Source organism: Methylobacterium sp. WL12, from assembly GCF_008039475.1.
GTDB lineage: Bacteria > Pseudomonadota > Alphaproteobacteria > Rhizobiales > Beijerinckiaceae > Methylobacterium > Methylobacterium cerastii.
In genome coordinates this window covers 95,294-113,512 of the sequence record NZ_VRUW01000006.1, presented here as the reverse complement: position 1 = coordinate 113,512, position 18,219 = coordinate 95,294, and the positions used below count along the sequence as shown (strand labels likewise).

Annotated in this window: 19 protein-coding genes, 1 tRNA gene and 2 pseudogenes; 12 read left to right on the top strand and 10 right to left on the bottom strand. The window is 70.8% G+C overall.

What is annotated here, in order from left to right; genetic code table 11:
• Positions 1-111, top strand: a pseudogene (locus tag FV226_RS04500) (IS630 family transposase); the annotation flags it as partial.
• 322 nt (positions 112-433) lie between these two features.
• Here the strand turns inward: FV226_RS04500 and FV226_RS29055 are convergent.
• The 3 genes and pseudogenes from FV226_RS29055 to FV226_RS04485 form a co-directional block, all read right to left on the bottom strand.
• A pseudogene (locus tag FV226_RS29055) lies at positions 434-610 on the bottom strand (DUF6538 domain-containing protein); the annotation flags it as partial.
• Between the two features lie 98 nt (positions 611-708).
• A tRNA-Leu gene (locus FV226_RS04490) sits at positions 709-793 on the bottom strand.
• Between the two features lie 160 nt (positions 794-953).
• Positions 954-1,700 (bottom strand): TetR/AcrR family transcriptional regulator, encoded by a 747-nt coding sequence (locus tag FV226_RS04485; protein WP_246691492.1) that lies wholly within the window; start codon positions 1,698-1,700, stop codon positions 954-956.
• A gap of 228 nt (positions 1,701-1,928) precedes the next feature.
• Between FV226_RS04485 and FV226_RS04480 the strand changes: the two genes are divergently transcribed.
• On the top strand, positions 1,929-2,744 hold the full coding sequence (locus FV226_RS04480) for an ABC transporter substrate-binding protein (protein ID WP_147761972.1): 816 nt from the start codon (positions 1,929-1,931) through the stop codon (positions 2,742-2,744).
• Positions 2,745-2,787: 43 nt separating this feature from the next.
• On the opposite strand, the gene FV226_RS04475 is transcribed toward FV226_RS04480, so the two are convergent.
• Together FV226_RS04475 and FV226_RS04470 are read right to left on the bottom strand one after the other, a co-directional pair.
• Positions 2,788-5,931, bottom strand: coding sequence for an efflux RND transporter permease subunit (locus tag FV226_RS04475; RefSeq protein WP_147761971.1), 3,144 nt, complete (start codon positions 5,929-5,931; stop codon positions 2,788-2,790).
• Between the two features lie 9 nt (positions 5,932-5,940).
• Entirely contained in the window at positions 5,941-7,152 is a 1,212-nt protein-coding gene (locus FV226_RS04470) for an efflux RND transporter periplasmic adaptor subunit (protein WP_147761970.1), read from the bottom strand.
• Positions 7,153-7,342: 190 nt separating this feature from the next.
• Between FV226_RS04470 and FV226_RS04465 the strand changes: the two genes are divergently transcribed.
• The gene (locus FV226_RS04465) at positions 7,343-7,525 is read left to right on the top strand and encodes a hypothetical protein (RefSeq protein ID WP_147761969.1); all 183 of its coding nucleotides are present in this window, start codon (positions 7,343-7,345) and stop codon (positions 7,523-7,525) included.
• A gap of 102 nt (positions 7,526-7,627) precedes the next feature.
• Here FV226_RS04465 and FV226_RS04460 read toward each other — a convergent pair whose 3' ends face one another.
• Both FV226_RS04460 and FV226_RS04455 read right to left on the bottom strand, forming a co-directional pair.
• Positions 7,628-8,860: an FAD-dependent oxidoreductase gene (locus FV226_RS04460; RefSeq protein ID WP_147761968.1), complete on the bottom strand. Its 1,233-nt coding sequence runs from the start codon at positions 8,858-8,860 to the stop codon at positions 7,628-7,630.
• Positions 8,857-9,819, bottom strand: a complete 963-nt coding sequence (locus FV226_RS04455) for a LysR family transcriptional regulator (protein WP_147761967.1) — start codon at positions 9,817-9,819, stop codon at positions 8,857-8,859. The genes FV226_RS04460 and FV226_RS04455 overlap by 4 nt, the downstream gene beginning before the upstream one ends.
• A gap of 188 nt (positions 9,820-10,007) precedes the next feature.
• On the opposite strand from FV226_RS04455, the gene FV226_RS04450 reads away from it, so the two are divergent.
• From FV226_RS04450 to FV226_RS04435, 4 genes are all read left to right on the top strand, one after another.
• Positions 10,008-11,066: a class 1 fructose-bisphosphatase gene (locus FV226_RS04450; protein ID WP_147761966.1), complete on the top strand. Its 1,059-nt coding sequence runs from the start codon at positions 10,008-10,010 to the stop codon at positions 11,064-11,066.
• Positions 11,067-11,091: 25 nt separating this feature from the next.
• The gene (locus tag FV226_RS04445) at positions 11,092-11,952 is read left to right on the top strand and encodes a phosphoribulokinase (RefSeq protein WP_147752351.1); all 861 of its coding nucleotides are present in this window, start codon (positions 11,092-11,094) and stop codon (positions 11,950-11,952) included.
• A 108-nt stretch (positions 11,953-12,060) separates the two neighbouring features.
• Positions 12,061-12,747: a ribulose-phosphate 3-epimerase gene (gene rpe / locus FV226_RS04440; protein WP_147761965.1), complete on the top strand. Its 687-nt coding sequence runs from the start codon at positions 12,061-12,063 to the stop codon at positions 12,745-12,747.
• Positions 12,748-12,757: 10 nt separating this feature from the next.
• Positions 12,758-13,501, top strand: a complete 744-nt coding sequence (locus FV226_RS04435) for an HAD-IA family hydrolase (protein WP_147761964.1) — start codon at positions 12,758-12,760, stop codon at positions 13,499-13,501.
• Between the two features lie 4 nt (positions 13,502-13,505).
• On the opposite strand, the gene FV226_RS28465 is transcribed toward FV226_RS04435, so the two are convergent.
• Positions 13,506-13,739: a hypothetical protein gene (locus tag FV226_RS28465; RefSeq protein ID WP_246691491.1), complete on the bottom strand. Its 234-nt coding sequence runs from the start codon at positions 13,737-13,739 to the stop codon at positions 13,506-13,508.
• Positions 13,740-13,916: 177 nt separating this feature from the next.
• Between FV226_RS28465 and FV226_RS04425 the strand changes: the two genes are divergently transcribed.
• A complete protein-coding gene (locus tag FV226_RS04425; RefSeq protein ID WP_147752348.1) occupies positions 13,917-14,663 on the top strand; it encodes a YebC/PmpR family DNA-binding transcriptional regulator in 747 nt (248 codons plus the stop codon).
• A gap of 10 nt (positions 14,664-14,673) precedes the next feature.
• On the opposite strand, the gene FV226_RS04420 is transcribed toward FV226_RS04425, so the two are convergent.
• Complete coding sequence (locus tag FV226_RS04420) at positions 14,674-14,964, bottom strand: hypothetical protein (RefSeq protein WP_147761963.1); 291 nt, start codon at positions 14,962-14,964, stop codon at positions 14,674-14,676.
• Between the two features lie 181 nt (positions 14,965-15,145).
• Between FV226_RS04420 and ruvC the strand changes: the two genes are divergently transcribed.
• Complete coding sequence (ruvC, locus tag FV226_RS04415; RefSeq protein ID WP_147761962.1) at positions 15,146-15,709, top strand: crossover junction endodeoxyribonuclease RuvC; 564 nt, start codon at positions 15,146-15,148, stop codon at positions 15,707-15,709.
• A gap of 5 nt (positions 15,710-15,714) precedes the next feature.
• Here ruvC and FV226_RS04410 read toward each other — a convergent pair whose 3' ends face one another.
• Positions 15,715-16,326 carry a YceI family protein gene (locus FV226_RS04410; RefSeq protein ID WP_147761961.1) on the bottom strand — a complete coding sequence of 204 codons (612 nt, stop codon included), beginning with the start codon at positions 16,324-16,326 and terminating at the stop codon, positions 15,715-15,717.
• A 166-nt stretch (positions 16,327-16,492) separates the two neighbouring features.
• Between FV226_RS04410 and ruvA the strand changes: the two genes are divergently transcribed.
• The 3 genes from ruvA to bfr all read left to right on the top strand — a co-directional run bounded on the left by ruvA (position 16,493) and on the right by bfr (position 18,178).
• Complete coding sequence (ruvA, locus tag FV226_RS04405; protein ID WP_147752344.1) at positions 16,493-17,110, top strand: Holliday junction branch migration protein RuvA; 618 nt, start codon at positions 16,493-16,495, stop codon at positions 17,108-17,110.
• A 242-nt stretch (positions 17,111-17,352) separates the two neighbouring features.
• Positions 17,353-17,631 (top strand): (2Fe-2S)-binding protein, encoded by a 279-nt coding sequence (locus tag FV226_RS04400; RefSeq protein WP_147752343.1) that lies wholly within the window; start codon positions 17,353-17,355, stop codon positions 17,629-17,631.
• A gap of 49 nt (positions 17,632-17,680) precedes the next feature.
• Complete coding sequence (bfr, locus tag FV226_RS04395; RefSeq protein WP_147761960.1) at positions 17,681-18,178, top strand: bacterioferritin; 498 nt, start codon at positions 17,681-17,683, stop codon at positions 18,176-18,178.
• The last annotated feature ends 41 nt before the right edge of the window (positions 18,179-18,219 follow it).

Below are 18,219 nucleotides of genomic sequence, written 5' to 3'. Positions count from 1 at the left end.
ACCGTTGCCGACCTCTGGGATGCCATCCGAAACGCCTTCGCCGCCTTCAAACCAGACGAATGCCGGAACTACCTCGCCGCCGCGGGATACGACGCTTATGATCCAACCTGATCGGATGCCGCTCTAGTTGGCCTTCGGCGTCGACGACGAGACCACGCGCGGCGCACTCATGGTCAGCATAGCCCCGGCACCAATCCTCCAGCGCTTGCACGAGGAAGTGGTCCGGGTCGAGCTGCCAGAACGCCGGCGTTCCGATGGTGGCCGGGTCGAGGGGCGTAGCAGGGGCGAACACCTTGGGGCCGAGGGCGATAGGCCAGAAGGTCTGAGCGCTCGGCTCATCTTGGTGCTGTGCGAACCAGCGATCGTGAACGTCGGCGGCAAGTTCATGCGCCTCGCGTTCGGTTAATGTGCGAGGTCCGGCGCGCAGCCCAGCCCAGCGCTGCTCAAGCTTCAGAAGTTCTTTAGCATGGCGACGCTTCGCCTCGGCCGGGTCGCGGGTCTGGAGGCTAAAGTACTCCTCACGCCGCCCTACCATGCTGACGAGCTCGGCCGGCACGCGCTTGCGCAGCCAGTAGACACCGGAGCGGGGGTGAAGCTGAGGCCGGGACATCGAGAGAACCATGTGTAGCACCGCTGTGTAGCACGCGGGCTCGTCTAACTACATGATCTCACTGAACTTCTTTGCGGTTCAGCGGCTTAGCCGACTGATGGTGCCCAGGAAAGGACTCGAACCTTCACCTCTTGCAAGACTGGTACCTGAAACCAGCGCGTCTACCAATTCCGCCACCTGGGCTCGTCGGGCGCTCGGCGCCGACGAAGGCTCGTTTAGGGGGTGGCGTCGGTGGCGTCAATCGGGATTCCGCATCGCGGGCACTCGTCGGTCCGATACCACCACGGCCCGTTCCGGCGAGGCGCCGGTCGGGTCGTGGTCCGCTGCGCCGGGTGCCGGCATCTCAGATTTGTGCGGCCGGCTCGGCGTCCTCCGCGTCCGGCACCCGGGCTCGGTTCGATCGGCGGTCGAGCAGGGAGCGTCCGAGGGCACGGAACGGGGCGGCGAGGCGGCGGGCGTCCTCGGCGCGCTCCATGAAGCGTTCGCCGCTGCGGATCTCCTTGTCGAGGCGGGCCATCGTCCGGGCCAGCGCCGGGTCGTCGTCGTCGAGCCAGATCTCGGTGACGCGGGCGAAGGCGATCACCACGCCCTGGAGCTTGAGCCGGCCGAGGGGGCCTTCCGTGTCGATCCCGGCCGCCGCCAGCATGTAGCGGTGCGAGTTCAGCGCCACGCCGTTCAGCGCCAGCATCGACAGCGGATCGCCGCGGAGGGCGTAGGCGATGCGCCGCAGCGCCGGCTTGTACGGCGTCATCGCGTCGAGGCGGCGCATCAGCACGTCGAACAGGCGCTCGCGCGTCGGCTCCTCGGCGAGGTCCGAACCGTCGTCCTCCAGAACCTTGCGGTCGATGATCCGGGCGAGCCCGCCGAGGACGGCGCCCTTCGAGGAGAACAGGTCGCGCAGCTCCGCGAGGCTCAGACCGGCCTCTCGGGCGATGTCGCCGACCTCGATGTCGTTCCAGGGCTGCTCGGCCGCGAGCCGCATCAAAGCCTCCACCGCCGCCTCGCGCGGGGGCAGCGTCGGCGCCTCGGAGTGAGCGCTCAGCTGGGCCGGCTTGCGGCCCTTCTTCGGCGAGCCTGCTGTCTCGGTCATGCGGCCTGCTCCTGGCTTGTCGTGGGCGCGACGCCCGATGGGACGCGCGCCGCGTAAGGGCGATCGATGCGCTGGCACCCGATCCTGCTTCCCGTCCTATGTAGGGATGCGGGCGGACGAGGGCAGTGCCTTTGTGCGCGCTTGCCGCATGACGGCCCGGGAACGACGGATATGACGGGGACGGGCGAGACGCGGTATCCTTCAGATACGCCGGGATCGGGGGGTTACATGCGGATCGTCTGGGCCATGTTCCTCCTCGCCGCCTTCCTCGCGCCGGCGGCGCAGGCCGAGGATGCCGCGATCGCCCGGGATCTCGCCCGGGATCTCGCCCGGGATCTCGCCCGGGATCTCGCGCCGACCGGCACGCTCCGGGCGGCGATCAACCTCGGCAACGCGGTGCTGGCGCGCAAGGGGGCGGACGGCGCGCTGTCCGGCGTCGCGGTCGACCTCGCGCGCGCTCTGTCGGAGCGGATCGGCGTGCCGCTGGTCCTCGTGCCCTACGACAGCGCCGGCGCGGTCTCGGAGGCGGCGGCGAGCGGCGCCTGGGACGTCTGCTTCCTCGCACGCGACCCGACGCGCGCCGAGGGTATCGTCTTCACCGCGCCCTACCTCGTGATCGAGGGCGGCTACCTCGTGCCCGCCGCCTCGCCGATCCGCGCGCTGGATGCGGTCGACCGGGACGGCGTGCGCATCGCGGTCGGCCGGGGCAGCGCCTACGACCTGTACCTGAGCCGCACCATCCGCCACGCCACCCTGGTGCGCGCGCCCACCTCGCCGGCGGCGATCGCCCTCTTCGCCGAATCCGGGCTCGAGGTGGCGGCCAACGTCCGCCAGCCGCTGGAGGCCTACGCCGCCGCGCATCCCCAAGTGCGCATGCTGCCCGGCCGCTTCATGGAAATCGCCCAGGCGATGGGCGTGCCGAAGGGCCGGGACGCGGGCGCGGCCTACCTGCGCCGGTTCGTCGAGGCGATGAAGGCCGACGGCTTCGTGGCGAAAGCGTTGGACGCCAACGGCCAGGCGGCGACGGTGGCGCCGGCCGAGTGAGCATCAGGGTCTCGGCCGGGGAGGCGCGCCTGCGGCCCCGCGCCTACTCCGCCGCCACCCGCGGCGGCGACGGGTAGGTCCGCCCGTCGTTGGCGGGTCTCGCCGGGGATGTGAGCCCTGCGTCTTCCGGGTCGTCGCGCTCGCCGACGAAGCGCACGAACAGGCGCACGATCAGGCGGGAAAGGTCGTCCATCAGCACGAAGATCGCCGGCACAAAGACCAGCGAGAGGCCGGTGGAGACGATGAGGCCGCCGATCACCGCGATCGCCATCGGCGCGCGGAACTCGCCGCCGATGCCCAAAGCCATCGCCGAGGGCACCATGCCGGCGGCCATGGCGATGGTGGTCATCACGATCGGCCGGGCGCGCTTGCGGCCCGCATCGATGATCGCGGTGGCGCGGTCGACGCCGCGGCTCATCTCCTCGACGGCGAAGTCGACGAGCATGATCGCGTTCTTCGTCACCACGCCCATCAGCATCAGGATGCCGATGACGACGGGCATCGAGATCGGCTTGTGGAACACCAGCAGCCCGAGGATCGCGCCGCCGATCGAGAGCGGCAACGAGAACAGGATCGTCATCGGCTGCAGGAACGAGCCGAACAGCAGGATCAGCACGCCGAACACCATCATCAACCCGGCGCCCATGGCCAGGGCGAAGCCGGAGAACACCTCGCCCATCACCTCGGCATCGCCGGTCTGGCTGATGGTCACGCCGGGCGGCAGGCTCTTGGCGGTGGGCAGCTGCATGACCTGGTCGATCAGGGAGCCCAGCGCGTCGGAGCCCTGCATGTCGCCCTCCAACGCCACGCGGATCGCCCGGTCGTAGCGGTCGATCGCCGTCGGACCCTGGCCGAGGGAGAGGTCGGCCACCGTCGAGAGCGGCACCGCGGCGCCGCCCTTGACCGGGACCTTGAGGGTCTCGAGCTGGGCGAGGTCGCCGCGCAGGCGGTCGGGCAGCTGCACCCGGATCGGCACCTGCCGGTCCCGGGCGTTGAACTTGGCGAGGTTGGCGCCGATGTCGCCGATGGTGCCGACGCGCACCGTCTCGGCGATGAGGTCGGTCGAGACGCCGAGGTCGGCGGCGACCCCGGCCTTGGGGCGGATGCGGATCTCGGTGCGGTCGAGCGGTGCGGTCGAGATCACGTTGACGAGGTGGGGCACACCGGCCGCCTCGCGCTGGAGACGCTGGGACACGTCGGCGACCACCGCCTTGTCCGGCCCGGCGATGATCAGCGCGAGGTCGCGCTGGCCGCCCTCGCGCAACGCCCAGAACCGGATGTCGGGCTGCTGCCGCAGGATCGCGCCGACGGCGACGTCGACCTCCTTCTGCGTGCGGTGGCGGGTGTTCTTCGGCGTCAGGTTGATGGTCAGCGAGGCGAGCCGGACCTCCTTCTTGCCCGGCAGCTGCCGGCCGCCATCCACGAACACGCTGCGCACCTCGGGCAGCGTGCGGATCTTGTCCACGAGGGCGTCGGTCACCCGCGTCGTCTCGGCGAGCCGGGCGCCGGGCGGCAGCTCGACCACGAACAGGGTGCGGGCGGCGTCCTCGGCCGGCAGGAAGCCGGAGGGCAGCAGGCCGGTCGACATGATCGAGGCGGCAAAGCACGCCAGCCCCGCCACGAGGGTGACGAACTTGTGCCGGACCGACCACGCAACCAGGCGGGTGTAGCCGCGCATGATCACGCCTTCGCGCGTGTCCTCCGGCCCGTGGTCGCGCAGGAAGTAGGCGGCGAGCAGCGGGGTGATCAGGCGCGCGACCAGCAGCGACATGAACACGGCCGCCGCGATCGTCAGGCCGAACTGCTTGAAGTACTGCCCGGCGATGCCGCCCATGAACGAGACGGGAGCGAAGATCGCGATGATCGTCGCGGTGATGGCGATGACGGCAAGCCCGATCTCGTCGGCCGCCTCCAGGGCCGCGCGGTAGGGCGACTTCCCCATCCGCATGTGGCGGACGATGTTCTCGATCTCGACGATGGCGTCGTCGACCAGGATGCCGGTGACCAGCGTGATCGCCAGAAGGCTCACGGCGTTGAGCGAGAAGCCCAGCGTGCTCATCACCCAGAACGTCGGCAGCACGGAGAGCGGCAGCGCCACCGCAGCGATCAGCGTCGCGCGCCAATCCTTCAGGAACAGCAGCACGACGATGACCGCGAGCGCCGAGCCTTCGAGCAGCCCCAGCATCGCCGAATGGTAGTTGCCGACGGTGTTGGTGACGGAGGTGTCGATCAGGTCGAAGCGCACGCCCGGGTTGGCGGCATGCAGGGCCGCGATCCGGTCGGCGACGCCGACCGAGACGTCGGCGTCGCTCGCGCCCGCCGAGCGCGAGATCGCGAAGGCGACCACCGGCTCGCCGTTGAAGCGGGCGAAGGTGCGCGGCTCCTCGGCGGTGTCGGTCAGCGTCGCGAGCTCGTCGAGCCGCACCTTGCGGTTGCCGGTGACGACGATCGACGTGGCGCCGAGGGTGTCGAGGGTGGCCGACGCCGCCAGCGTGCGGATCGACTGCTCCTGCCCGCCGACCTCGCCGCGCCCGCCCGCCATGTCGGCCGAGGTCAGGCGCAATTGCCGGTTCACGTCGGCCGCGGTGATGCCGAGCGCCAGCAGCCGGTCGGGCTTCAGCGTCACGCGGACCTCGCGGGCGACGCCGCCGAGGCGTTCGACGCCGCCGACGCCGCGGACGCCCTGGATCGACCGGGCGACCACGTCGTCCACGAACCACGACAGGTCCTCGGGCGTCATCGCCGGCGCCGAGGCGCCGTAGACCATGATCGGCAAACCGGCGATCTCGACGCGGTTGATGATCGGCTCATCGATGGTCCGCGGCAGGTTGAGGCGGACCTTCGAGACCGCATCCTTGACGTCGTTGACCGCGCGGTCGGTGTTCACCTCGAGCCGGAACTCGATGGTGGTGACCGACGAGCCCTCGGTGATGGTCGAGAGGATGTGCTTGACGCCCTTCACGCCGGCCACCGAATCCTCGACCCACTTCGTGACCTGGGTCTGAAGCTCGGACGGGGCGGCGCCCGACTGGGTGATCGTCACCGAGACGATCGGGATGTCGATGTTCGGGAAGCGCGTGATCGGCAGCGAGCGGAAGCTGACGAAGCCGAGCAGCATCAGCACGAGGAACAGCACGATCGACGGCAGCGGCCTGCGGATCGACCAGGCGGAGATGTTGAGGCGCATGGGGCGGCCCTACCGCGCCGTCGCGTCGGCGAGCGGCGTCACGGCCTCGGGCGGCACGGCCCGCACCCGGTCGCCGTCGCGCAGGAAGCTTCCGGCGCGGGCGACGACGGCCTCCCCGGCGGACAGGCCGCTGCGGATTTCCGAGAAGCCCGCGGCGGACAGGCCGGGCATCACCTTGCGGGCCTCGACCCGCCCGTCCTTCGCCACGAGGACGCCGGCGCTGCCGTCGGCCGAAAACAGCAGGCTTGAGACCGGCACCGCGACGCCGGTGCGGCGGGCGACCTCGACGGTGCCGCGGCCGAAGGCGCCGATGCGCAGGGCCGGGTCGTCGCCGAGCGCGATGCGGACCTTGCCGAGGCGCGTCGTCCGGTCGACCTCCGGGTAGACCCGGCGGACCTTGCCGACGATCTGGCGTCCGTCCTCCAGATCGAGGCGGGCGGGGTCGCCGACCTTGATCCGCGGCAGCCAGGTCTCCGGCACCTCGCCTTCGAGCTCGATCTCACCCCGGGCGATCAGGCGGAACAGCGGCTCGCCGACGGCGGTCGCGGCGCCGCCGACGCGGGCGGTGCGGCGGTTGACGATGCCGGCCTCGGGTGCACGGATCGCCGTGCGCGCACGCCTCAGCGCGATCTCGGTCCCGGCGGCCTTCGCGGTGGCAAGGTCGGCCTCGGAGGCTTGCAAGCCACCGCGGGCGGAGGCGAGCCGGCCGTCGGCGCCCTGGGCGGCGGAGACGCGCTGCTCAAGGATCGCGGCGGTGCCGTTCCCGGTCTTGATCAGGGTCTGGGCGCGTTCGAGCGACAGCCGCGCCTCGGTCTGCGCGGCTTCCGCCTGGACGATCTGGCTCTTCGCCTGGACGATCGCGGCCTCGGCGCGGGCTATGGCCGCGACGTTCGAGGCCTCCTGCGTCGCGATCATCTCGGTCGAGAGCCGCGCGAGCACCTGGCCGGCGGCGACGCGGTCGCCCTCCTCCACCAGAAGCTGGATGATGCGGAAGCCCTCGATCTCGGGCGACACCAAAATCTCGTCGCGGGGCACTAGCGTGCCGGTGATCACCGCGCGCTCGACGATCTCGCGGGTCTCGGCCGGCACGACGCTGATCGCCGGCGCGATGGCCTGCGCCTCGGGCACGGCGGCGGTCTCGACCGCGTCGGCGGGCGCGGCGCCCGCGCACAGGACCGCCGCGAGGCCAGCGACACGCAGGGCGGCAACGAAGGATGGCATCACGGAGGTGGTCCAGCTGGCAGGCGCGGGCACGCCCGAGCCGGTCGTGTCGCAGCGCAGCCCGGCGTTTTGATGGCACGGACCGGTCGGCCCACCCGCGAAGTGGAGGCTTGAAAATAGAGCGCGGAATACCGGCAACCGGGTCGCATTCAGCACGTTAAGCTTTCATAACCACACCCGCGGGGCTGCCATGAGCATCTTCCAGATTCGTCAGATCAAGAACGGCGTCGTCCTGTGGACCGGTTCGGCCGAGAACGAGGCCACCGCCCTCGACGCGATGGCGCGCGAGGCCGGCTATCGCGACTTCCTCGCGCTGCCGGAATCGGTGCGCAGCAACGGGCTCGAAGCGGCCCGGCTCGACCTGATTTCCTGAAGACGCCGCGCCTGCGACGGTAGACCTGTCCCTGGCGGCTCACGCCGCCTCAGCCAAAAACGTTCGACCTCGCCCGGCCCGGCCGCGCGGGGTCGACGCGTTTCAAGCCATCGCGAAAAGCTTGAGGTCGAACGTCGGGTCGGCGGCCTGAGCCGGTGTCGGCGTGCGGCCGGCGCCGAGGATGCGGCGGGCGATCATGTGGTCGCCGGCGCGGTTGATCGACTCGACTGCGACCAAGCGCTCGCCGCGGTAGCGGAAGACCGAGAACGCCTCGCCCTCCCCGCGCCGGACGGACTGGTCCGACGGGCCGGACAAGCCGGCGATCTGGAGCTTGAAGCGGCCCTGGTCGCTCCAGAACCACGGCAGCGCCGCGTAGGCCGCGGGCCGCCCCGTGAGGCGGGCGGCGAGGCACCGGCCCTGGTCGATCGCGTTCTGCACCGATTCGATCCGCACGGTGCCGTCGGCGGACAGACCGGCGGCGAAGACGCTCGGGTGGCGGGTGCAATCGCCGACGGCCGAGATGGCGGGGTCGTCCGTGCCGAGGAAGGCGTCGACGCGGATGCCGTCGGCCACAGGAAGGCCGGCCTCCGCGGCGAGCTCCTGGTTCGGCAGCACGCCGATGCCGACCACGACGAGGTCGGCCGGCATTTCCCGCCCGTCCGAGAGGCGGATGGCGCCGGCGCGGCCCCCCTCCCCCGTGATCGCGACGACGCCGGCGCCGAAGGCGAAGCGGACGCCGAGGTTTTCGTGCGCAGCGCGAAAGAACGCCCCGGTTTCCACTGAAACTGCACGCGCCATCGGCCGGTCTGCGGCTTCGATCACGGTCACGTCGAGGCCGCGGGTCGCGGCGACGGCCGCGAATTCGAGGCCGATGAAGCCGGCGCCGACCACGACGACGCGTCGCGCGGTCTCGAGGGCGGCGCGCAGGGCGTCCGCGTCGGCGAGGTCGCGCAGCTGGCGCACGCCCGGCAGGTCGGCGCCCGGCACCGGCAGCGGGCGGTTGCGCGCGCCGGTGGCGAGGACGAGGTGGCCGTAGGCGAGGTCGCTTCCGTCGCCGAGCCGCAGCGTCCGCGCCTCCCGGTCGATCGCGACGGCGCGGGTCCCCGAACGGACCGCGATGCGGTGCTCGGCGAAGTAGGCGTCGGGCCGCAATCTCAGACCCTCGGCGTCGGCCTTGCCGGCGAGGTAGGCCTTCGACAGCGGCGGCCGCTGATACGGCAGGCCCGGCTCGTCGCCGACGATCGTGACGGGGTCGGCGAACCCGGCCTCCCGCAGGGACGCGGCGACCTGGAAGCCCGCCTGCCCGCCCCCGACGACGACGAGGCCGGCGCTCACGCCCGAGCTCCGGCGCCGACCGAGGCGAGCGCGCCCGCGCCGAGCAGGTCGACGCCCGGGAGCCAGCGGGCGCCGTCCTGCATCAGGTACTCCCAGAACGCGGCGGCGGCCGGCCCCAGGACCTTGTCGGCCCGGCGAACCGCGTACCAGTCGCGCCGGATCGGCAGGCCCTGCACGTCGAGGAGCACGAGGCGGCCGGCCTCGACTTCGGCGGCGACCGTGTGGGCGGAGAGCAGCGCGATCCCGAGGCCGGCCATCACCGCCTGCTTGATCGTCTCGTTCGAACCGGAATCGATCCCGAGCTTCGCCCGCTTGATGATGATGCCGTTCATGAACTCCTCGAACACCGTGCGGGTGCCCGAGCCGTCCTCGCGCACGAGGTAGGCCTCCTCGGCGATGTCGGCCTTGGTCAGCCCGCGGCGGCCGGCGAGCGGGTGGTTCGGGTCGGCGATCAGCACCAGCGGGTGCGGCCCGAAGATCTCGGCCTCGATCGCGAAGTCGCGCGGCGGCCGGCCCATGATCGCGAAGTCGATCTCGTAGTTGCGCAGGGCCTCGACCGTGTTGCCGCGGTTGCGCACCGAGAGGTTGATCTCGACGCCGGTGTGGCTCTTGACGAATCCGGCGATCACCTGCGGCGCGAAGTACTTGGCGGTGGAGACCACGCCCAGCGTCACCCGGCCGCCGGCGCCGCCCTTGAGGATGCGGAGCTTGTCGGCGCAGGTCTCGAGCACGGTGTTGATGCTGTCGATCGCCCAGAGCATCTCGCGCCCCGCATCGGTCGGCTTCAGGCCGGTCGGCGTCCGGTCGAACAGCAGCAGGCCCGCCTCCTCCTCCAATTGTCGGATGCGGGCGTACAGAGCCGCCGAGGTCACGTTCAGCTCTTGGGCGGCCCGCGTCATGGTGCCGAGCCTGGCCACCGCGGCGACCGCCTGAAGTTGCTTGAGAGACAGGTTGCGCATGCGCTGTTTTTAGTTTTTTTGTAATCGGCCGCAAGAAGTTTTAGATTTCTTGGCCCCGCCCTGCACCGCTCCCTGGTGAACGGCCGGGTCCGTGCGGTATCCTGCCGACCGACCGGCGGGTAAAGCGTGCGGCGGGCGCCGGCTCCGGATGGCGGGCGCAACGAGATTCTGGGCGGAAGGGCAAGCGGATGTCGACAGGTTCACCGGCACTCGGATCGCGGCTCGACGCATGCCTCGCCGCCGCCGTCGCGGCGGAGCCGCACTTGGCCGACACCGCCGCCGTGATCGCCGCGATCGCGGCCGCGTCGATCGACATCAGCGAGGTCATCGGGCGCGGGGCGCTCGGCGGCGACCTTGCGGCGGCGGGCGAGCACAACAGCGACGGCGACGTGCAGAAGGCGCTCGACGTGATCGCCCACCAGCGCGTCACCGAGGCGCTGCAGGCCGCGCCGGTCGCCGAGGTCGCCTCCGAGGAGGCCGAGGGCGTGATGCACCTCAACGCCGGGGCGCCGCTCGCGGTCGCGATCGACCCGCTCGACGGCTCGTCGAACATCGGCGTGAACATGGCGGTCGGCACCATCTTCGGCATCCGCCCGGCGGTGACGGCCGAGGGCGACCCGATCGCCTCCTTCACCACGCCCGGTACGGCGCAGACAGCGGCGGGCTTCGTCACCTACGGCCCGGCGACGGCGCTGATCCTGACGCTCGGCCACGGCACCCAGGTCTACGTGCTCGACCGTGACCAGCGGGCCTTCCGGCTGACGCATGCCGCGCTGGAAGTGCCGGCGGCCGCCAAGGAATACGCGATCAACGCCTCGAACGCCCGGCACTGGGACGGCCCGATCAAGGCCTTCGTCGAGGATTGCCTGCGCGGCGCCGAAGGGCCGCACGACAAGGACTACAACATGCGCTGGCTCGGCTCGCTGGTGGCCGACGCGCAGCGCGTGCTGATGCGCGGCGGCGTGTTCCTGTACCCGGGCGACGGCCGCAAGGGCTACGCGCAGGGGCGTCTGCGCCTGCTCTACGAGGCCGCCCCGATCGCCATGCTGATGGAGCAGGCCGGCGCCGGCGCCACCGACGGCGAGCGCCGCATCCTCGACATCGCCGCCACCGGCATCCACGAGCGCGTGCCGCTGGTCTTCGGCTCGGTCGAGGAGGTCGCCAGCGTCGCCAAGTACTACGACGGGCGCAACCACGCCGCCGGGCGCTCCCCACTGTTCGGCCAGCGCGGGCTGATGCGCTCGTGATCGACCGGATCGCGCGGTAGCCTCCATGTCGGCGCGGCATCCCATCATCTCGGTCACCGGCTCCTCGGGCGCCGGCACGACCTCCGTGCGCAACACCTTCGAGCAGATCTTCCGGCGCGAGGACGTCTCCGCGGTCTACATCGAGGGCGACGGCTTCCACGCGTTCGACCGCGAGACCATGCACGCGATGATGGCGGCGGAGCCGACGCTCTCGCACTTCGCGCCGCGCGCCAACCTCCTGCCCGAGTTGGAGGACGTGTTCCGCACCTACGGCGAATCCGGGCGCGGCCGGACCCGGCACTACGTGCACGACGTCGAGGACGCCGCGCGCTACGGGCGGCCGCAGGGCAGCTTCACGGAGTGGGAGGATTTCGAGCCCGGCTCAGATCTGCTGTTCTACGAGGGCCTGCACGGCTGCGTCGTCGACCAGAGCCTGGACCTGGCCAGGTACCCCGACCTGAAGATCGGCGTCGTGCCGGTGATCAACCTCGAATGGATCCAGAAGCTGCACCGGGACCGCTCGTTCCGCGGCTACTCGACCGATGCGGTGACCGACGTGATCCTGCGGCGGATGCCGGATTACGTGCAGACGATCTGCCCGCAATTCTCGTGGACCGACATCAACTTCCAGCGGGTGCCCACCGTCGACACCTCGAACCCGTTCATCGCCCGCTGGATTCCGACGGCCGACGAATCGATGGTGGTGATCCGCTTCAAGGACCCGAAGGGCATCGACTTCTCGTACCTGCGCTCGATGCTGGAGGGCAGCTTCATGAGCCGGGCGAACTCGATCGTCATCCCGGGCGGGAAGCTCGACCTGGCGATGCAGCTCATCCTCACGCCGATCATCATGCAACTCGTCGAGCGCAAGCGGCGACTCGCCTGAACGAACGGATCGTCGCAGACGGAAGTCCGGCTGGTCAGGCCGGCCTTCCCGACCCATCATCAGCCTGCGCGAGGGGTCACGTCCCCGTCGCGATTCGGAACCCGTGCCATGCCGAAGGCCATCATCGCCCCCTCGATCCTGTCGGCCGACTTCGCGCGGCTGGCCGAGGAGACCCGTGCCGTGGACGCGGCAGGCGGCGACTGGATCCACCTCGACGTGATGGACGGGCACTTCGTGCCCAACATCACCTTCGGGCCGCCGGTGGTGAAGGCGCTGCGCCCGCACTCCAAGAAGTTCTTCGACGTCCACCTGATGATCGCGCCGGCCGACCCCTATCTCGCGGCCTTCGCCGACGCCGGCGCCGACGGCATCACCGTGCATGTCGAGGCCGGGCCGCACAGCCACCGCTCGCTCCAGACCATCCGGGGCTTGGGCAAGCGCGCCGGCATCGCGCTGAACCCCGGCACGCCCGCCGCGATGGTCGAGCCGCTCCTCGACCTCGTCGACATGGTGCTGGTGATGACGGTGAACCCGGGCTTCGGCGGCCAGAGCTTCATCGGCAGCGCGCTCGAGACGGTGGCGCGCGTGAAGGCGATGTGTGCTGGCCGCGCCATCGACATCCAGGTCGACGGCGGGGTGGACGCCGACACGGTCGGCCGCGCGGCGGCGGCCGGCGCCAACGTGTTCGTGGCCGGCAACGCGGTGTTCAAGGACGGTCCGGACCGCTACGCCGACCGCATCGCCGCGATCCGGGCCGGCGCCGAGGCCGCGGGCGGCGGATCGATCGCATGCTGATGCCGTCGTCATGCTGAAGGCGCTGATCTTCGACGTCGACGGAACGTTGGCCGAGACCGAGGACCTGCATCGCCAGGCCTTCAACCACGCCTTTTCCGAACTCGGCCTGTCCTGGCATTGGGACCCCGCCTGCTACGCCGACCTGCTGACCGTGATGGGCGGAAAGGAACGGCTCGCCCACTACGTCGCGACCCGGCACGGGGACGCCGCGGACCTCCGCGCCCGCATGCCGGAGATCCACACCCGCAAGACCGCGATCTACGGCGGCCTCGTCTCGGAGGGCGCGCTGGCGCTGCGCCCCGGCGTGGCCAGGCTCATCGCCGAGGCGCGGGCGGGCGACGTCCGCCTCGCGATCGCCACCACGACGACCCGCGCCAACGTCGACACGCTGCTCGCGGTCAACTTCCCCGCCGGCGACCGGCCCTTCGACGTGATCGCCTCCGGCGACGAGGCGGCCCGCAAGAAGCCGGCCTCCGACATCTTCGACCTCGCGGTCCATCGCCTCGGCATCGCGCCGTCGGAGGCGATCGCGTTCGAGGATTCCGCCGCCGGCATCCGCTCGGCGCTCGACGCCGGCCTGCCGGTGCTGGCGACGCGTAGCCGCTACACCGAGAGCCACCGCCTCGACGGCGCCTTCTCGGCGGTGTCCGACCTCGGCGAGCCGGGGCATCCGCACCGGCACGTGTTCGGGGTCGCCTGGGCCGACGGGGTGGTGACGCTCGCGGGCCTGCGGGCCTGGCACGCGAGCGCCTGAGCCGTCAGTCGCGACGCGTGGGCCGGGAGCGCGGGGCGCCTCGACCTTTCGCTTCCGTGGCGAACAGCGTCGCGCCGGCCACCAGCCCGAGAACCGCGGCCAAGCCGAGCTTCGGCCACCGGCGGCTCTCAGTACGCCGGAGATCGCGCGTGCCGTCGCCGCGGCGATCCTCGCGTTTCGCCCAGGCGTCGGCCATTTCGGCGCGGTGCCTTCGTTCGGTGGTCGGGTGGGTCGTCACGTCCGTGTCGTTCCTTCGCCATGGCCGTCGCGATGCACGGCGATCGTGGGGGGCCAACGTGCGAGGCGATGGTTCTTTCCGGATCGTCCAGCCCACCTGCGGCCCGCGTTGCCTCGTCGCGTTCCGCCCGCGTATAAACCGCAGCATCCCCACGACACCCAAGAAACGCGCGACGCCATGGCCGGCCATTCCCAGTTCAAGAACATCATGCACCGCAAGGGCCGGGTGGACGCCGTCCGCTCGAAGCTCTTCGGCAAGCTCGCCCGCGAGATCACCGTGGCGGCCAAGCTCGGCCTGCCCGATCCGGCGATGAACGCACGCCTGCGCGCGGCGATCATCGCGGCGCGCGCCGAAAACGTGCCCAAGGACAACATCGAGCGCGCGATCAAGAAGGCGTCCGGCGCCGACGGCGAGACCTACGAGGAGATCCGCTACGAGGGCTACGGCCCGGGCGGCGCCGCGCTGATCGTCGAGGCGCAGACCGACAACCGCAACCGCACGGCTTCCGACGTGCGCTCGGCCTTCACCAAATCGGGCGGGAGCCTCGCCGAGACCGGCGCCGTCGCCTTCATGTTCGACCGCGTCGGCGTCATCGCGTTCCCGGCCTCGGTGGCCGACGCCGACACGATGATCGAGGCCGCGATCGAGGCCGGCGCCGACGACGTGCGCTCGGACGAGGCCGGCCACGAGATCACCTGCGCGCAGGACTCCTTCGGCGAGGTCTCGAAGGCGCTCGAAGCCCGCTTCGGCGAGCCGACCCGCACGGGCCTCGTCTGGAAGGCCCAGAACACGATCGACGTCGACGACGAGACCGGCGAGAAGCTGATCCGCCTCGTCGAGGTGATCGAGGACCAGGACGACGTGCAGAACGTCTACGTCAACTTCGCCCTGTCCGACGCGCTGGTGGCCAAGCTCGAGGCGTAAGGCTCAGGCCTCAGCGGAGCGAGACCGTCCCGCTGCGGTCGCAGCGATAGGGCGCGACGCCCACCGCCGGGTCCTGCAGCACGCGTCCGCCGGAGGCCTCGCAGCGGGTCTGGAACGAGTCGTGCGGCCCCCAGAAGCTCCAGATCGTGAACATCGGCAGCACCATCATCAGGCAGACGCTGCCGATGACCATGCCCGCCGCCCAGGCGCTGCCGCGCAAGGGCTTGGGCGGCTCCGGCCGCATCGGCGCCATCGGGGCGAGGAAGGCCAGGGTCGGCACCAGCCAGTCGAAGGTGTTCATCCGCCTGCCCCCTCGATCGCTCCGGTGCGGTTCCGGTCACGCGCCACGGGACGGACGGTAGTTCGGCCGCGCCGAATGCGAAAGGTGCCGGCCCGCGACCGTTTGGCGAAACCGATCGTTCACGCTATGTGCTCACAAAGGGCAGGCGTGGCGGTCCGGCCCCGCGCCCGAGGTCTCGCCCATGACGCCCATCCGCATCCTCGGCATCGACCCGGGCCTGCGCCGCACCGGCTGGGGCATGGTGACGTTGACCGGCGCCAAGCTCGCCTACGTCGATTGCGGCGTCGTCACCTCGGACGGCGACCTGCCGCTGGCGCTGCGCCTGCGCGAGCTGCACGAGGGCATCACCCGGATCGTACGGGATTTTTCGCCCGACGAGGTCTCGGTGGAGGAGACCTTCGTCAACAAGGACGCGCAGGCGACGCTGAAGCTCGGCCACGCCCGCGCCATCGCCCTGCTGGTTCCGGCGCTCGCCGGCGTGCCGGTGTTCGAATACGCGGCGAACCTGATCAAGAAGTCGGTCTGCGGGTCGGGGCACGCCGAGAAGGTGCAGATCCAGGCGATGGTGCGGTTCCTGCTGCCGAAGGCCGAGTTCAAGGTCGCGGATGCGGCCGACGCGCTGGCCATCGCCATCACCCACGTCAACCATCGCGGCGCGCATGCGCTGAAGCGCGCCAACCCGCCCCCCGGCGCGGCGGGCCCCGGCTCCGCGCGGATCGCGGCGGCCCTGGCCAAGCTCGGCTGAGCCCGTCAGTTCACCGCCTTGAACTCGCCTTCGAGCCGCAGGACCACCTCGTCGCCGAGCACCGGCAGGTAGGCGTCGATGCCGAAATCCGAGCGCTTGAGCACGGCGCGGCCGTCGAAGCCCACGGTGTAGGCCTTGTCCACCGGGTGGATGCCGGCTTGGTTGAAGGTCGCGTCGAAGGCGACCGGCTTGGTGACGCCGCGCAGCGTCAGGTCGCCGGTGACCCGCGCCGTGGTCGGGCTCGTCGCCTCGACCGCGGTGGCGACGAAGGTCGCGCTTGGGAACTTCGCGGTGTCGAAGAAGTCCGGCGCCTTGAGGTGCGCGTCGAGCTTCGGGTTCACGCCGGTGACGCTGTCGGTGCCGATCGTGACCTTGAGTCGGATCTTGGCCGGGTCCTTCGGGTCGAGCACCGCGTCGCCGGTCACGTCGGTGATCTGTCCGTAATAGGTCGAGAAGCCGAGATGGCTCAGCGACCACGTGATCTTGGCGTGGTCGGGATCGAGGCGGTAGGCGCCGGGCCGCACCTGCGTCGGGTCGGCGCTCGAGGCCGCGGTCTCGGCGGCCCGCGCCGGCGCGAGGGCGAGCGCGAACGCCAGGAGGAGCAGAGGTCCGCGCATCGGGATCGCCTGTGTCTGTGACCGAAGGTTTCCGGGCCGTGATCTCACGAAGCTTGGCCGCCCTCAAGGCTCGCGCCGCGGCCGACGCCGTGGATGGCGGCGCGGGGCGGCATTCTGTAGGCAGCGCAGATCGGGCGGGACGCGCGGCGCGGATGATCGGAATCTCATGATCGGGAAGCTCAAGGGCGTGGTCGACTCCTTCGGCGAGGACTTCGTCATCCTCGACGTGCAGGGCGTCGGCTACGTGGTGCATTGCTCGGCGCGCACGCTGCAGCGCATGCCCAAGGCCGGCGAGCCGGCCGACCTCTCGATCGAGACGCATGTGCGCGAGGACATGATCCGGCTCTACGGCTTCCGCTCGGACGCCGAGCGCGAGTGGTTCCGCCTGCTCCAGACGGTGCAGGGCGTCGGCTCGAAGGTGGCGCTCGGGCTGCTCTCGGTGCTGGAGCCGCCGCAGCTCGCCTCGGCGATCGCGCTCGGCGACAAGACCGCGATCGCCCGCGCGCCCGGCGTCGGCCCGCGGCTCGCCGCCCGCCTCGTCGCGGAGCTGAAGGACAAGGCGCCGTCCTTCGCGCCCCTCGACCCGGCTTTGGTCGCGCTGGCCGGCGCGGTGGAAAACCGCTCCGCGCCCCAGCCCGTCGCGGACGCGATCTCGGCGCTGGTCAACCTCGGCTACGCCCAGCTCCAGGCCTCGGCCGCGATCGCCGCCGCCCTGCGCTCGGCCGGCGAAGGCGCCGAGACCAAGGTGCTCATCCGCCTCGGGTTGAAGGAGTTGGCGCAGTAGGCCGACGGGCCGCGTAGACGCTGGCGCGCGATGGGATCGTGCGCTCGTGATCGCCGGAGCCTTGACCGGCGCGGCGCCGGATGGCATGTGGCCCGCAAGCTAAGGTCTTGAAAACGCATAGTTTTCAAGAATTCTAAACTGGAAGGCGGTCCGACAGGGCCGGGACGGCGTACGGTGACCGGCCTCGCAGGCGTCGAGGTCGACGAAGGTAACGAGCCTCCAACCATCGGGTTTTGGATCGTATGATCGTCTGTTCCTGCAACGTCCTCTCGGACGGCGCCGTGCGCGGGTGCCTCGGCGACGGGCCCGGCTGTCCGCGCACGCCGGCCCAGGTCTACGCCTGCCTCGGCTGCAGCCCGAAATGCGGCCGATGCGCCCGCACCATCCGCGCGATCATGCAGAACGCGCTGGCCGGCGCCGCGATCGAAGCGGGACACGAGGCCCATGCCTGCGCGACGGGTTGCGCAACCGGCTGCAGTTTGGGAAAGGTCCAGCCTGCAGAGGAGGGGATCGCCGCCTGAGGCGTGGCCCGGCTTTTCCCTCGCACGCGTCAAGGGGAGAACGGGTTTCATGAAGGGCGACATCAAGGTCATCGAGTATCTCAACCGCGGCTTGCGCAGCGAGTTGACGGCGGTGAGCCAGTACTGGCTCCACTTCCGGATGCTCAACGACTGGGGCTACATCGACCTCGCCAAGTTCTGGCGCAAGGAATCGATCGAGGAGATGAACCACGCGGACCGGTTCGTCGACCGGATCCTGTTCCTCGACGGCTTCCCCAACCTTCAGGAGCTCGATCCCCTGCGGATCGGCCAGAACGTCGAAGAGATCATCGCCTGCGATCTCGCCGCCGAGTGCGAGGCGCGGGCGCTCTACCTCGAGGCCGCCAAGTACTGCGACTCGATCAACGACCGGGTGTCGAAGCGCCTGTTCGAGGATTTGGCCGAGGATGAGGAAGGCCATATCGACTTCCTCGAGACCCAGCAGGAGCTGATCCGCCAGATCGGCCTGCCGCTCTACGCCCAGCGCCACATCGGCGGCCTGGAGCCGATCGCCCCCGAAGCCGAATGAGACCGTCGCGGGATCGCCGGCTTTCCCCGGTGGTCCCGCCT

Coding starts and splice junctions, on each gene's coding strand:
- FV226_RS04475 (WP_147761971.1), bottom strand. CDS start 5,931: ATGCGCCTCAACATCTCCGCCTGGTCGATCCGCAGGCCGCTGCCGTCG.
- ruvC (WP_147761962.1), top strand. CDS start 15,146: ATGACGCCCATCCGCATCCTCGGCATCGACCCGGGCCTGCGCCGCACC.
- rpe (WP_147761965.1), top strand. CDS start 12,061: ATGCCGAAGGCCATCATCGCCCCCTCGATCCTGTCGGCCGACTTCGCG.
- bfr (WP_147761960.1), top strand. CDS start 17,681: ATGAAGGGCGACATCAAGGTCATCGAGTATCTCAACCGCGGCTTGCGC.
- FV226_RS04435 (WP_147761964.1), top strand. CDS start 12,758: ATGCTGAAGGCGCTGATCTTCGACGTCGACGGAACGTTGGCCGAGACC.
- FV226_RS04480 (WP_147761972.1), top strand. CDS start 1,929: ATGCGGATCGTCTGGGCCATGTTCCTCCTCGCCGCCTTCCTCGCGCCG.
- FV226_RS04410 (WP_147761961.1), bottom strand. CDS start 16,326: ATGCGCGGACCTCTGCTCCTCCTGGCGTTCGCGCTCGCCCTCGCGCCG.
- FV226_RS04470 (WP_147761970.1), bottom strand. CDS start 7,152: ATGCCATCCTTCGTTGCCGCCCTGCGTGTCGCTGGCCTCGCGGCGGTC.
- FV226_RS04400 (WP_147752343.1), top strand. CDS start 17,353: ATGATCGTCTGTTCCTGCAACGTCCTCTCGGACGGCGCCGTGCGCGGG.
- FV226_RS04445 (WP_147752351.1), top strand. CDS start 11,092: ATGTCGGCGCGGCATCCCATCATCTCGGTCACCGGCTCCTCGGGCGCC.
- FV226_RS04425 (WP_147752348.1), top strand. CDS start 13,917: ATGGCCGGCCATTCCCAGTTCAAGAACATCATGCACCGCAAGGGCCGG.
- ruvA (WP_147752344.1), top strand. CDS start 16,493: ATGATCGGGAAGCTCAAGGGCGTGGTCGACTCCTTCGGCGAGGACTTC.
- FV226_RS04450 (WP_147761966.1), top strand. CDS start 10,008: ATGTCGACAGGTTCACCGGCACTCGGATCGCGGCTCGACGCATGCCTC.
- FV226_RS04485 (WP_246691492.1), bottom strand. CDS start 1,700: ATGACCGAGACAGCAGGCTCGCCGAAGAAGGGCCGCAAGCCGGCCCAG.
- FV226_RS04420 (WP_147761963.1), bottom strand. CDS start 14,964: ATGAACACCTTCGACTGGCTGGTGCCGACCCTGGCCTTCCTCGCCCCG.
- FV226_RS04455 (WP_147761967.1), bottom strand. CDS start 9,819: ATGCGCAACCTGTCTCTCAAGCAACTTCAGGCGGTCGCCGCGGTGGCC.
- FV226_RS04465 (WP_147761969.1), top strand. CDS start 7,343: ATGAGCATCTTCCAGATTCGTCAGATCAAGAACGGCGTCGTCCTGTGG.